This is a genomic window from Corynebacterium sp. TAE3-ERU2 (assembly GCF_019209955.1).
Classification (GTDB): Bacteria; Actinomycetota; Actinomycetes; order Mycobacteriales; family Mycobacteriaceae; genus Corynebacterium; species Corynebacterium megadyptis.
Window position 1 is genome coordinate 39,946 of record NZ_JAHUTL010000007.1, and the last position, 12,386, is coordinate 52,331.

19 protein-coding genes are annotated in these 12,386 nt (G+C 61.4%); 12 read left to right on the plus strand and 7 right to left on the minus strand.

Going from position 1 to position 12,386, the window contains the following annotated elements; all coding sequences use genetic code 11:
* Positions 1–212 precede the first annotated feature (212 nt).
* A complete protein-coding gene (gene tuf, locus KRX12_RS10085) occupies positions 213–1,403 on the plus strand; it encodes an elongation factor Tu (RefSeq protein ID WP_151528970.1) in 1,191 nt (396 codons plus the stop codon).
* Positions 1,404–1,919: 516 nt separating this feature from the next.
* Here the strand turns inward: tuf and KRX12_RS10090 are convergent.
* The 7 genes from KRX12_RS10090 to KRX12_RS10120 form a co-directional block, all read right to left on the minus strand.
* A complete protein-coding gene (locus KRX12_RS10090; protein WP_218364545.1) occupies positions 1,920–2,540 on the minus strand; it encodes a hypothetical protein in 621 nt (206 codons plus the stop codon).
* Positions 2,541–3,062, minus strand: a complete 522-nt coding sequence (locus KRX12_RS10095) for a DUF6286 domain-containing protein (RefSeq protein WP_151549460.1) — start codon at positions 3,060–3,062, stop codon at positions 2,541–2,543. It abuts the gene before it with no gap.
* Positions 3,059–4,042 carry a hypothetical protein gene (locus KRX12_RS10100; RefSeq protein WP_218366554.1) on the minus strand — a complete coding sequence of 328 codons (984 nt, stop codon included), beginning with the start codon at positions 4,040–4,042 and terminating at the stop codon, positions 3,059–3,061. Before KRX12_RS10100 ends, KRX12_RS10095 begins: the two co-directional genes overlap by 4 nt.
* Positions 4,043–4,045: 3 nt before the next feature.
* Positions 4,046–4,234 carry a hypothetical protein gene (locus tag KRX12_RS10105; protein WP_218366555.1) on the minus strand — a complete coding sequence of 63 codons (189 nt, stop codon included), beginning with the start codon at positions 4,232–4,234 and terminating at the stop codon, positions 4,046–4,048.
* A gap of 62 nt (positions 4,235–4,296) precedes the next feature.
* Positions 4,297–4,608 carry a hypothetical protein gene (locus KRX12_RS10110; RefSeq protein ID WP_151549463.1) on the minus strand — a complete coding sequence of 104 codons (312 nt, stop codon included), beginning with the start codon at positions 4,606–4,608 and terminating at the stop codon, positions 4,297–4,299.
* Positions 4,609–4,646: 38 nt separating this feature from the next.
* Positions 4,647–5,102, minus strand: a complete 456-nt coding sequence (locus KRX12_RS10115) for an Asp23/Gls24 family envelope stress response protein (protein ID WP_218364542.1) — start codon at positions 5,100–5,102, stop codon at positions 4,647–4,649.
* 377 nt (positions 5,103–5,479) lie between these two features.
* On the minus strand, positions 5,480–6,226 hold the full coding sequence (locus KRX12_RS10120) for a trypsin-like serine protease (RefSeq protein WP_218366556.1): 747 nt from the start codon (positions 6,224–6,226) through the stop codon (positions 5,480–5,482).
* A gap of 773 nt (positions 6,227–6,999) precedes the next feature.
* Between KRX12_RS10120 and rpsJ the strand changes: the two genes are divergently transcribed.
* From rpsJ to rpsQ, 11 genes are read left to right on the plus strand one after another with little or no spacing between them, the layout of a single operon-like run.
* Positions 7,000–7,305: a 30S ribosomal protein S10 gene (rpsJ, locus tag KRX12_RS10125; protein WP_003854291.1), complete on the plus strand. Its 306-nt coding sequence runs from the start codon at positions 7,000–7,002 to the stop codon at positions 7,303–7,305.
* A 32-nt stretch (positions 7,306–7,337) separates the two neighbouring features.
* Entirely contained in the window at positions 7,338–7,994 is a 657-nt protein-coding gene (gene rplC / locus KRX12_RS10130) for a 50S ribosomal protein L3 (protein WP_151528962.1), read from the plus strand.
* Complete coding sequence (rplD, locus tag KRX12_RS10135; protein WP_151528961.1) at positions 7,991–8,644, plus strand: 50S ribosomal protein L4; 654 nt, start codon at positions 7,991–7,993, stop codon at positions 8,642–8,644. The genes rplC and rplD overlap by 4 nt, the downstream gene beginning before the upstream one ends.
* Entirely contained in the window at positions 8,644–8,952 is a 309-nt protein-coding gene (gene rplW, locus KRX12_RS10140; RefSeq protein ID WP_151528960.1) for a 50S ribosomal protein L23, read from the plus strand. Before rplD ends, rplW begins: the two co-directional genes overlap by 1 nt.
* Before the next feature lie 33 nt (positions 8,953–8,985).
* Positions 8,986–9,822, plus strand: a complete 837-nt coding sequence (rplB, locus tag KRX12_RS10145) for a 50S ribosomal protein L2 (protein ID WP_218364540.1) — start codon at positions 8,986–8,988, stop codon at positions 9,820–9,822.
* Positions 9,823–9,837: 15 nt separating this feature from the next.
* Complete coding sequence (gene rpsS / locus KRX12_RS10150) at positions 9,838–10,116, plus strand: 30S ribosomal protein S19 (RefSeq protein ID WP_018018662.1); 279 nt, start codon at positions 9,838–9,840, stop codon at positions 10,114–10,116.
* 3 nt (positions 10,117–10,119) lie between these two features.
* Positions 10,120–10,479 carry a 50S ribosomal protein L22 gene (gene rplV / locus KRX12_RS10155; RefSeq protein WP_151528959.1) on the plus strand — a complete coding sequence of 120 codons (360 nt, stop codon included), beginning with the start codon at positions 10,120–10,122 and terminating at the stop codon, positions 10,477–10,479.
* A 2-nt stretch (positions 10,480–10,481) separates the two neighbouring features.
* Positions 10,482–11,225 carry a 30S ribosomal protein S3 gene (gene rpsC / locus KRX12_RS10160; protein WP_018018664.1) on the plus strand — a complete coding sequence of 248 codons (744 nt, stop codon included), beginning with the start codon at positions 10,482–10,484 and terminating at the stop codon, positions 11,223–11,225.
* Between the two features lie 5 nt (positions 11,226–11,230).
* On the plus strand, positions 11,231–11,647 hold the full coding sequence (rplP, locus tag KRX12_RS10165) for a 50S ribosomal protein L16 (protein WP_018018665.1): 417 nt from the start codon (positions 11,231–11,233) through the stop codon (positions 11,645–11,647).
* Positions 11,647–11,877, plus strand: coding sequence for a 50S ribosomal protein L29 (rpmC, locus tag KRX12_RS10170; protein WP_018018666.1), 231 nt, complete (start codon positions 11,647–11,649; stop codon positions 11,875–11,877). Before rplP ends, rpmC begins: the two co-directional genes overlap by 1 nt.
* A gap of 2 nt (positions 11,878–11,879) precedes the next feature.
* Entirely contained in the window at positions 11,880–12,158 is a 279-nt protein-coding gene (gene rpsQ, locus KRX12_RS10175) for a 30S ribosomal protein S17 (RefSeq protein ID WP_218364538.1), read from the plus strand.
* Positions 12,159–12,386: the final 228 nt, after the last annotated feature.

Genomic DNA, 12,386 nt, shown 5'->3' on the forward strand with positions numbered 1-12,386 from the left:
CAGGGACGAAGGACGATGGTGGCGGCGGGCCGGAATGGAAGTGAGGATGGTTTGAAATCTGCCATCACCACACCTATTATCATGTAACTGGCAATAAATGATCCGCTATATCTTCTTCAGCGAGATGCAACCGCATTGAGCCTATGAGGAAATAGCAAACAACTTGTGGCTGCGAGAGTCGTAGCCACCGCGAAGTCCAGGAGGACACAGAAGTGGCAAAGGCTAAGTTCGAGCGTAACAAGCCGCACGTAAACATCGGTACTATCGGTCACGTCGACCACGGTAAGACCACCACCACCGCAGCTATCACCAAGGTTCTGGCAGAGAAGTTCCCGGAGCTGAACGAGGCTTCCGCTTTCGAGGCGATCGACAACGCCCCCGAGGAGCGCGAGCGCGGTATTACCATTAACGTTTCTCACGTTGAGTACGAGACCGAGAAGCGCCACTACGCACACGTGGACGCCCCGGGCCACGCCGACTACATCAAGAACATGATTACCGGCGCTGCTCAGATGGACGGCGCAATCCTCGTGGTTGCCGCTACTGACGGCCCCATGCCGCAGACCCGTGAGCACGTGCTGCTCGCTCGCCAGGTTGGCGTGCCCTCCATCCTCGTTGCACTGAACAAGTGCGACATGGTGGATGACGAGGAAATCGTCGAGCTCGTCGAGATGGAGGTCCGCGAGCTGCTGGCCGACCAGGAGTACGACGAGGAAGCTCCGATCGTTCACATCTCCGCTCTGAAGGCTCTCGAGGGCGACCAGAAGTGGGTTGACTCCGTTGCTGAGCTCATGCAGGCTTGCGATGACTTCATCCCAGATCCGGTCCGCGAGACCGACAAGCCCTTCCTGATGCCGATCGAGGACATCTTCACCATCACCGGCCGCGGCACCGTGGTTACCGGTCGTGTGGAGCGCGGCAAGCTCGAGGTCAACGACGAGGTCGAGATCCTGGGTATCCGCGAGAAGTCCCAGAAGACCACCGTCACCGGTATCGAGATGTTCCGCAAGATGATGGACTACACCGAGGCTGGCGACAACTGTGGTCTGCTTCTGCGTGGTACCAAGCGCGAGGACGTCGAGCGTGGCCAGATTGTTGCCAAGCCGGGCGCCTACACCCCCCACACCCAGTTCGAGGGTTCCGTCTACGTCCTGTCCAAGGACGAGGGCGGCCGCCACACCCCGTTCTTCGACAACTACCGTCCGCAGTTCTACTTCCGCACCACCGACGTTACCGGTGTCGTGAAGCTTCCCGACGGTGTCGAGATGGTTATGCCTGGCGACAACGTTGACATGTCCGTCGAGCTGATCCAGCCCGTCGCCATGGACGAGGGTCTGCGCTTCGCTATCCGTGAGGGTGGCCGCACCGTGGGCGCTGGTCGCGTTACCAAGATCATCAAGTAATGATCCTCGCCTCCTAGCCGGCACATAGCTGCTCGCTAGAGCGAACTAATCCCCCTAGGTTCTCCTAGGGGGATTTTTCATGCCCGTACGCCGCCGTTCGCGCCAGTGCAGCACAGCGAAAGCATCGCCTGGCCCGCTCACGACTCTTTGGCGCGGTGCCAGAGTGGACACGGCAGAGAGGGATATGGCCCAGCACGCCCATGCAGCCGCCACGGGGTATCTCAGCGCCGCTGAGTGGTTGCTGGTGGTTCCCAGTGGTCACACCACGAGAGGGGAACTACCCGAGCAGCATCGCCTACGCGCGCAGGTGGAGTGGACCATGCCCACCCCATCGCGGCTGCGCGGCGCACAGGCGCAGCCTCGCGGCGGGCACTGTGACGCTAGGGGAGTGCACACTGCACGCGCGGGCCGCCGCAGCTGCAGCATGCGGGGCAGAGACGCACCAGCGCCCCTGCTCGCCGTAGCGAGAGGGGCGCTGGTGGTACAACACCACCATCTGAGAAAGCCCGAGGGCTCCTAGACGGTGCTATTGGTGGAGATACGGCGCTGATTCGGCAACATCTCCAGGATATAGCGGATCGCGATCTTGGTTTCCGGCAGAGCCTCGTCGAGGCTGTGGCGGATGGAGTCGAGCTCCGGGAGCAGGCCGCTGTGGAGCGAGGCCGGCTTCGCCAGGATCGTGAACTGCATGGTGGGCTCGGAGCGATCGAAGTACACCTTGGTGCGGACGCGCTCCACGCCGTCGATGGTCTCGATGGAGTCTGCGGCGGCATCGGCGAGGTCAGCGACCTCGACGCTAATGCGACCGTGCAGATCCTCGGTACCGCCGAGTCCCGTGCCGGCAGCCTCTACCGAATCCCGGGAGGCGGTGCCTCGGGAGAAACGATGGGTGCGCAGGTTGGCGATGATCAGCGGCAATCCGATGAGGACGGCCACGGCGATGGTCACGGCCAGACCGATGATCCAGCCGGTGCCCTCCACGGCGTCGGGCCAATTGGGGATGTCCAGCCATGCGAAGATGTCTTGGGCCCACTGGGCGTCGAAAAGCGCACCGATAAACGGGGCAGCGAAGGCGCCGAGGAGCAGGGCTACGAGGAACACCACGAGACGGTCAATAAAAGAAAGGCGGGTAGTCATCTAGCTTTCCTTTCCGTCGTTGTGAGTGGTGATCTTCAGCTTCATGGAGGAGGAGAGGGCATGAACGTGCTTCTCCTCTTCCGCGCGCAGCTTGTCCAGCATGGCTTCGTCGGCGAAGTCAGTCTGTACCTGCACGCCTGCCTTCTTCTTCCGCACGGTGCTCTCCGCGGCGCGCACCCCAGGAATGCTGAGGGCGGTGGCGGTGAGCAGGCGGGCGAAGTCCACGCGACGAATATGCAGGGTGGTATCACCGTAGCTGTATTCGAGGTGCGTGGTGGAGCGCGGCTTGAATGCGATAAACAGCAGGATCAGGGCAAGTGCGGCGCACGCCCCGGCGACTGCGAACATCCACGTGGCCCACTGATCGACATCGCGCAGATAATTCAGCACGGGCTCGATCCAGCTGCTCTGGTTGGTATCGGAGAGCAGGACCCAAAGTTCCCGGCCGGCGATAGCGCCGGCGGCGACGAGGAGCAGGCCGATGAAGATTGCTACTCCGCGGGCTGCGGGTTGTGCTTTCATCGTGCGGACCTCCTCTTCTGGGGATTGGGCTGGTACACCGCACTGGGATTAACCACAGGACGGATGGTGGGCTTTTGTGGGTTACGACGCGGCTCGATAAGACGCGGACGCTTCGGCGCGCTCGGGCGGAAAGGCTCGATCGGCTTCGGCGCACGCACCTCCACCACGGGCACGCGGCGGGCCTGCACTGGTGTCAGTGCGGAGCGCTTCGGGGCGCTGGGGTGGAAGGGCTCGGTCGGCTGCGGGCGCTGCGCCGGACGCACGGGCACCGTGTTCACTCGCACCGGAGTGATATCGGGGCGCGGGCGGACACGCGGCGAGTGCGGGGTGGCGCGTTTCGGCGCCTGTACCGGCACCGCGGTGATGCTCTTGGGAGCTTTCACCACGATCGGCTCCTGGCGCTGCGGCGCGCGTACCGAACGCGGCTCGGCGCTGCGATTGACCTCGATGGGCTGCAGCGGGGAACGCTCAGCTACCTCGATCTCAGCGAGGGCAGCACTGTGCTTATCGACGCTCACCTCGCGGCCTTTCACGCCGGGGTAATAGTCAGCGGTAGTGATGGCGGTGAGCTTTTCGGGGCGGCGATTCACCAGCTCCACGGGGGTAGGGATGGGATCGTAGTGGCGTAGCTCCTCGAGAGAGAGTCGCTGTTCGCCACGGACCACGGTGCCAACAACCACGGAGACTGATTCACACTCGTAGTCGAGATAGGTCTTCACCGCGCCGGCGATAGCGCGGCGGGCCATCTCTGCCACAGAGGTCACTGGGGCAGGGAAGGAGCAGGCGATGAAGGCCTCCACAGAGACGGTGCGGTACTCGTTGTCCACGAGGGCGTCGATACGCGGGAAGCTGCGGCGGCCGAGCCGCTCGAGCTTCACTGTGCCGGGGACAGCGTTCAGCGCTTCGAGGATGATCGTGCGAGTGACGCGTTCGTCGATGCTGGTGCGGCCGCGGCCATCAGTAGTACTGGGGGCCGTCACGTGCTATCCCCTTCCGCGATTGTTCACGGAGTCGAATGCGCGTCGCAGGTCGATCTCGCCACCGAAGTGGGACCCGAGGACGCCGCCGAGGGCGCCCAGCGCGAGCGCAAGGAAGAAACCGCCGAAGCCGCCGAAAATGCCAGCGAAGGCAAGCGCGAGGCCAATGACGATTCCGAGTTGAAATTTACTCATGGAATGTGTCCTTGAAGTCTAGAAATGATGTGGGGTCCACGCCCTGGGAAGGGGTGAACCCGCTACGCGGCGACGTCGGCGATGGTGACATCGATAGCGCCAGAAACATAAGGGGATGCAACCTCGCGGCACCGTTGTGCCACGCCCTGTAGATCAGAGAGGGCATCCTGGGTGACCACGAGATGGATCTCCAGTCGCTGGTCGCCATTATCGGACGTGCGCTGAGCCAAACCCGGGTAACGAACACCGGGATAAAGAAGCGCAATCTGCCCGTATCGCCCGGAGTGGAGGGAGTCAACCCCGTCCACTCCGAGGAGAGCATCGCTCAGTTCTGCCGCGTGTGTCTGGTCAAGACGATGCGGTGTATGAGACATATGGTTATGAACGCTGATGAGGCTGTTCGCAGTCGCGTTTAGTTGACGCGAGGAGCGGCGGACTCTTCCTCGTCCTCGTTCTCGTCCTTGGGGAGGTTGACGTCGTGAACCACAACGTTGACCTCGGTGACCTTCAGGCCGGTCATGGACTCGATAGCGTCGATAACGTTCTGGCGGATAGCCTCAGCCAGCTCGTGGATGGCTACGCCGTACTCGGCGATGATGGCGACGTCGGCAGCAGCCTCGGTCTCGCCAACCTCAACGTCCACACCTTGGCGAACGTCGGTGCCAGCGTTGAAGGAGTCGCGCAGAGCGCCAACCATACGAGCAGCGCCGCCGCCCAGGTCGTGCACACCGGAGACCTCGCGGGCAGCGATGCCAGCGATCTTGGCGACGACGACGTCGTCGATGCTGGTGCGGCCGCGCTGGGTGTCCAAAACGGAATCCTTCTTGACGTCGATGTCGGTGCCGGTCTTCTTCTCGTTCTCAGCCATGAGAAATTCTCCTTTGTATAAAGTATCGAAAATTCTATGCCGGATCCTTTCTCACCAGAGAATCAATCCTTAGGTGAGACGGCCCAGTATGCAGGGCCGACGGTGTTCGGCATGCGTGCGGACTTAATAATTAAGGCCGCCCTCGCCATCTTAGACCTAACCTGCTGGTTTGGCACCCTTCGCTAGGTATCAGTTCAGTAACGAAGAAAAATAGGCGAGAAAAGAACGCCTTTTACACGTCATATCGCTATTCTTCAATGTTCTTAGTGGAATTCTGTGCGGTTTACCCACATCCGAACGGCACGGGATAAACACAACGAAACCCCCGAGCATCGCAGGGATGATCGGGGGTGAGGTACGCAGTCGCGCGGCGCTATTTAGCCAAACAGCGGGAAATGGCTCGGGTCCGAGAAGGAATTGACGAGCAGGATGGTGCCGCCGGACAGGGCGCCAATGACGTGGCGCTTTCCGTCCGGGCCGGCCACGTGCAGCGGGCCGCCGGAGTCGCCCTGGATGGTGGGCACAATGGCCACCACGGTGGAGGACTCGGGATCGGAGTAGACGATCACGCCACAGGTACGGCCCAAGGAGCCGCCTTCCTGGCAGGCGGTACGGCCGACGAGATCAGGAGTGATGGCCTGCGGCTCGCCGAGCTCCCACGGGGAGTTCCATGCATCGTAGAAAGGATTGCCCTTGACCAGCTCGCTCAGGATGGGGCGGTGGTGCGAATAGGAGTGGATAGTGGTGGTGTCATAGTCCACGTCAGCGGCGAGTGGGAATACCGCAACGTCTTCTACCTGCGGGGGAAGAAGCTCGTTATTGTGGCCGTAGAAGGTCTTGAGCTCAGCCAATTCGGCGTCGGTAGCGAGCACCTGGTTATCGCCGGCGGAGCGCACGGAGACGACATCGGCTTCCTCGAAGCAGTGGCCTGCAGTGACGCCCCAGGCGCGGCCGTTGTTGTCGTGGCGAATATCGGTGAGGGTGCAGCCATAGGTGCTGCCTTTGGCGGTGTCCATCAAAATAGAGTCACCGGCGTGGGTGGTGGCGCTGGCGGCGGGAGTGAAAACGGCGGCTGCGGCCATGATGCCGGCGGCAACAGTGGCGAAAAGGGAGGAGGGCTTCATTAATCTCATTCTGTTCGTTAGCGCCGTGCCGGGCGACCACGTCCCGAGGGGCGTGGGGTGATGTCGCCCTGGAGTGCACGAAGGCACGGCGGAATAGGTAGACGGTCGCGCGCCGCGATGTAGACGGCACATAAGCTGAAACGCGCGCGGGGTACGAAGCGTTACATCGCCCAGTGTTCATAGCTTCTCGGGCGGGGCGTGAGGGCGAGGGGAGGGCGGCGTCGATAAGCGTGCCGCGGAGCGGAAAAGTAGCAACTACTTGCGCTTATCGGGAGCTCTGTGTTTTAATACTTGAGTTGCCTTAACACGGCGGCGCCTCAAAACTGCCCTCTAGCAGGGTGGATAGAGGTTGGCCGGCGCTGGTAGGGCAAGCATGAACCACCTTCTGTCGCATCTTCGGATGCGGCCGTAGAGATGGAGTCCGCGCACAAGGTTGCGCGGAGACCGGATCGCGAAGAAGGGGCATGGTAAGTAAACAGCGGCAGTATGGAAACCGGATGAACAATCCCTTCCAGCTTGGATAACTACGGTCATCGTCTCGCTCTCATCCAGTGTGAACTAGGGGGAAGCGGAACTAGCACGTAGGGATACAAAGCACTGGGCGTGATGTTTGCATCATGCACCCAACTTTCTTTCCTACTTTGTGAGAAACCGACAAGTAACACTGGCGTTGCGACCAGCCCCAACTGACCGGCCGGACAACGTTATAGAGAACATGAAAGCGATTCCCACCACTCGAATTCGATGTGGGACAAGCGAGGAAGAGGATTAGCGTGGCGGGACAAAAAATCCGCATTCGGCTCAAGGCCTATGACCATGAGGCGATCGATGCGTCTGCACGCAAGATCGTGGAGACGGTCACCCGCACAGGCGCCCGTGTTGTCGGCCCTGTGCCACTGCCCACTGAAAAGAACGTGTACGCCGTTATTCGTTCTCCCCACAAGTACAAGGACTCTCGCGAGCACTTCGAGATGCGCACGCATAAGCGCCTGATCGATATCCTCGACCCGACGCCGAAGACGGTTGATGCCCTCATGCGCATCGATCTGCCGGCCAGCGTCGACGTGAACATTCAGTGATCGACGAAACTTTTTGGCACGGAGAATAGATAATGAGTGAACAAGAGATCAAGGGCATTCTGGGTACCAAGCTCGGCATGACCCAGGTCTTCGACGAGGAGAACCGCGTTGTGCCGGTGACCGTCGTCGAGGCTGGGCCCTGCGTGGTTACCCAGATCCGAACCGTTGAAACCGATGGCTACAACGCCATCCAGATCGCCTATGGCGACATCGACCCTCGCAAGGTGAACAAGCCTGGCGCTGGTCACTTCAAGAAAGCTGGCGTTACCCCTCGCCGCCACCTCACCGAGATTCGTCTCGACGATGTGAGCGGATATGAGGTCGGCCAGGACGTGACCGTGGAGATCTTCGAAGGCATTGACTTCGTGGATGTCACCGGCACCTCCAAGGGCCACGGCTTCGCCGGCGGTATGAAGCGTCACGGCTTTGCTGGCCAGGGCGCAGCCCACGGTAACCAGGCCGCTCACCGCCGCGTCGGTGGCATCGGTGCCTGCGCTACCCCGGGTCGCGTTTTCAAGGGCAAGCGTATGGCTGGACGCATGGGTAACAACCGCGTCACCACCCAGAACCTGAAGGTTCAGAAGATCGACGCCGATTCCAACCTGTTGCTCATCAAGGGTGCTATCCCTGGTGTACGCGGTGGAATCGTAACCGTTAAGACCGCAGTGAAGGGCGGTGCACACGCATGACCAATCTCAAGCTTGACGTCCACACCGCTGACGGTGGCACCGACGGCCAGGTTGAGCTGCCCGCATCCATTTTCGACCAGGACGCCAGCATTGCGCTGATGCACCAGGTTGTGAATGCACAGCTCTCCGCCAAGCGTCAGGGCACTCACTCCACCAAGACCCGCGGCGAAGTCCGCGGCGGTGGTAAGAAGCCGTGGCGCCAGAAGGGCACCGGCCGTGCTCGCCAGGGTTCCATCCGTGCTCCGCACTGGACCGGTGGCGGCATTGTCCACGGCCCCAAGCCGCGTAACTACGCTCAGCGCACCCCGAAGAAGATGATCGCCGCCGCTCTGCGTGGCGCTCTCTCGGACCGCGCTCGTCACGACCGCATCCACGTGGTCTCCGAGCTCGTGCCGGGCCAGGTGCCTTCCACCAAGAAGGCCAAGGGCTTCCTCGAGCGTCTCACCGACCGTCGTCAGATTCTGGTTGTCGTGACTCGCGAGGACATCACCGCGCGTAAGTCCGTCAACAACCTGCCGCACGTTCGTACCCTCGTCGCCGATCAGCTCAACACCTACGATGTGTTGTACTCCGACGACGTCGTGTTCTCGGTTGAGGCACTGAACGCCTTCGTGACCCGCGCACAGCGCGTCGAGAAGGAGGAGAAGTAATGGCTAAGATCGCCAATCCCCGCGACATCATCATCGCTCCGGTTGTCTCCGAGAAGTCGTATGAGTTGATGGAGCAGAACACCTACACCTTCCTGGTGGACCCCCGCGCCAACAAGCGCGCTATCGGTCACGCCATCGAGGAGATCTTCGGTGTCAAGGTGGCTCGCGTCAACACCGCCAACCGTGAGGGTAAGCGCAAGCGCACCCGCACCGGCGGCTACGGCCAGCGCAAGGCAACCAAGCGCGCCTACGTGACTCTGCGCGAAGGCAGCGACGCAATCGACATCTTCGGCGGTTCGGCCGCGTAACCCGCGAGTCGAGACATTAAGGACTGAGAAAGTATGGCTATTCGTAAGTACAAGCCGACTACGCCGGGTCGCCGTCAGAGCTCTGTCTCCCAGTTCGAGGAAATCACTCGTTCCACCCCGGAGAAGTCTCTGCTGCGCCCGCTGAGCAAGACCGGTGGCCGTAACGTACACGGTCACATCACCGTTCGCCACAAGGGCGGCGGACACAAGCGTCGTTACCGCGTGATTGATTTCCGCCGTAACGACAAGGACGGTATTCCGGCCAAGGTCGCTCACATCGAGTACGACCCGAACCGTACCGCCAACATCGCTCTGCTTCACTACGCCGATGGCGAGAAGCGCTACATCGTGGCGCCGAAGAACCTGAAGCAGCACGCGATCGTTGAATCCGGCCCCCATGCTGATATCAAGCCCGGCAACAACCTGCCGCTGCGCAACATCCCGACCGGTACCACCATTCACTGCGTGGAACTGAAGCCGGGCGCTGGTGCCAAGCTGGCTCGTTCCGCTGGTGCCTCGATCCAGCTGCTCGGTAAGGAAGGAAAGTACGCCGTGCTGCGTATGCCCTCCTCCGAGATCCGCCGCGTGGATGTGCGCTGCCGCGCCACCATCGGCGAGGTCGGAAACCAGGATCAGATCAACATCCGCTGGGGCAAGGCTGGCCGTATGCGCTGGAAGGGCGTACGTCCTACCGTCCGCGGTGTCGTGATGAACCCGGTTGACCACCCGCACGGTGGTGGTGAAGGCCGCACCTCTGGTGGTCGCCACCCTGTGTCGCCTTGGGGTAAGAAGGAAGTTCGTACCCGCAAGCCGAACCGTTACAGCAACGACATGATCGTTCGCCGTCGTCGTTCCAACAAGAAGCGTTAAGAGGAGGGAATTTAGATGCCACGTAGCCTCAAGAAGGGCCCGTTCGTCGATGAGCACCTCCTCAACAAGGTGGATGTTCAGAACGAAAACGGTACCAAGAAGGTAATCAAGACCTGGTCTCGTCGTTCCACCATTCTTCCCGATTTCATCGGTCACACTTTCGCCGTCCATGACGGTCGCAAGCACGTGCCGGTGTTCGTGGATGATTCCATGGTGGGCCACAAGCTAGGCGAGTTCGCACCGACCAAGACCTTCAAGGGTCACGTCAAGGATGACAAGAAGGGACGTAGGTAAGCGATGAGTGACCAAATCACTACCGCCCGCGCTACCGCGCGCTTCGTCCGGGTCTCCCCGATGAAGGCACGTCGTGTCGTGGACCTGGTCCGCGGCAAGTCCGTGTCCGAAGCACTCGCGATCCTGAAGTACGCCCCCCAGGGCGCTTCCGATCCGGTCGCGAAGGTCGTTGCTTCCGCTGCGGCTAACGCAGAAAACAACTTTGGTCTGGACCCGAAGACCCTGGTTATCTCCCAGGCATGGGCAGACGAAGGCCCGACCATGCGCCGGATCCGTCCGCGCGCCCAGGGTCGTGCTTTCCAAGTTCGCAAGCGCACCAGCCACATCACTGTGGTTGTCGAGAGCCAGAAGGAAGGTGCCTAAGCATGGGCCAGAAAATCCATCCCCACGGCCTCCGGCTGGGTATCACTTCTGACTGGAAGTCCCACTGGTACGCCGACAAGAACTATGCAGACTACCTCGCTGAGGACATCAAGATCCGCGAGTTCCTCTCCAAGGGTCTTGACCGCGCTGGTATCGCCGATGTTGTCATCGAGCGCACCCGCGATCGCGTCCGCGTCGACATTCACACCGCCCGCCCGGGCATCGTGATCGGCCGTCGTGGTTCCGAGGCCGACCGCATTCGCGGCCAGCTGGAGAAGCTGACCGGCAAGCAGGTCGCCCTCAACATCCTCGAGGTCAAGAACATCGACGCTAACGCTCAGCTGGTGGCTCAGTCCATCGCCGAGCAGCTCGCTAACCGCGTTGCTTTCCGTCGTGCTATGCGCAAGGCCATCCAATCCGCGATGCGCCAGCCGCACGTCAAGGGCATCAAGGTGCAGTGCGCCGGTCGTCTCGGCGGTGCCGAGATGTCCCGCACCGAGCGCTACCACGAGGGTCGCGTTCCGCTGCACACCCTGCGCGCCGAGATCGACTACGGCACCTACGAGGCCCACACCACCTTCGGCCGCATCGGCGTGAAGGTGTGGATCTACAAGGGTGACGTCGTCGGTGGCAAGCGCGAGTCCGAGCTCAACGCACCGCAGGCCCGTCGTGGCCGCGGCGACCGTCGCGAGCGTCCGCGCCGCGGTGGCCAGCGCCGTCAGCGCGCAGAGAAGAAGGAGGGCTAAACCTCATGCTTATTCCCAAGCGCGTGAAGTACCGTCGCCAGCACCGCCCGCACCGTCGCGGTATGGCCAAGGGCGGCACTCGCGTAACCTTCGGTGACTACGGAATCCAGGCTCTCGAGCCGGCCTACGTCACCAACCGTCAGATTGAGGCCGCACGTATTGCCATCAACCGCCACGTCAAGCGTGGTGGCAAGGTGTGGATCAACATCTTCCCGGATCGCCCCCTGACCCAGAAGCCGCTCGGCGTGCGTATGGGTTCCGGTAAGGGCCCCGTGGAGAAGTGGGTCGCCAACGTCAAGCCGGGTCGCATCCTCTTCGAGATGAGCTACCCGAACGAGGCAGTTGCCCTGGAGGCACTGCGTCGCGCTGGTCAAAAACTGCCCATGAAGTTCCGCATCGTTAGGAAGGAGGACCAGTTCTAATGGCTACCGGTACCCCTGCACACGAATTGCGTGAGCTTTCCGCAGAAGAACTGACCACCAAGCTGAACGAGGCCAAGGAAGAGCTGTTCAACCTGCGCTTCCAGTTGGCTACCGGTCAGCTGACCAACAACCGCCGCCTGCGCACGGTCAAGCGCGACATCGCCCGCATTTACACGGTTATCCGCGAGCGTGAGCTGGGCCTGTCCGTGGTTCCGGGAGCTGAGGCTTAACAATGAGTGAGGCAAACGTGAACAAGAAGGAAAAGGGCGCTCAGAAGGTCCGTCTCGGCTACGTGGTTTCTGACAAGATGCAGAAGACCATCGTGGTGGAGCTCGAGGACCGCAAGCAGCACGCCCTCTACGGCAAGACCATCCGCACCAACTCCAAGGTGAAGGCACACGATGAGAACGAGATCGCCGGCATCGGCGACCGCGTCCGCATCGAAGAGTGCCGCCCGCTGTCCAAGGACAAGCACTACCGTCTCGTCGAGATCGTCGAGAAGGCTCGCTAAACCTATAGCAGCATAAGAGATACCGGCTCCGCCTTTCGAGGTGGTGGCCGGTTTTCTTATGCGCTTATCGACGCCGCCCTCCCGGCACCAGAACTCTTCTCCTCCGGCTCCCCGCATGCCACACCACCTCAAGCCCGCGCGCGATTAGCGTACCCTAACCGTGAAATGCACTCTCCCTCGTGGTGAATCTGAAAAGTGATTATTGCCACGTGGGCGATGTGAGTGTGG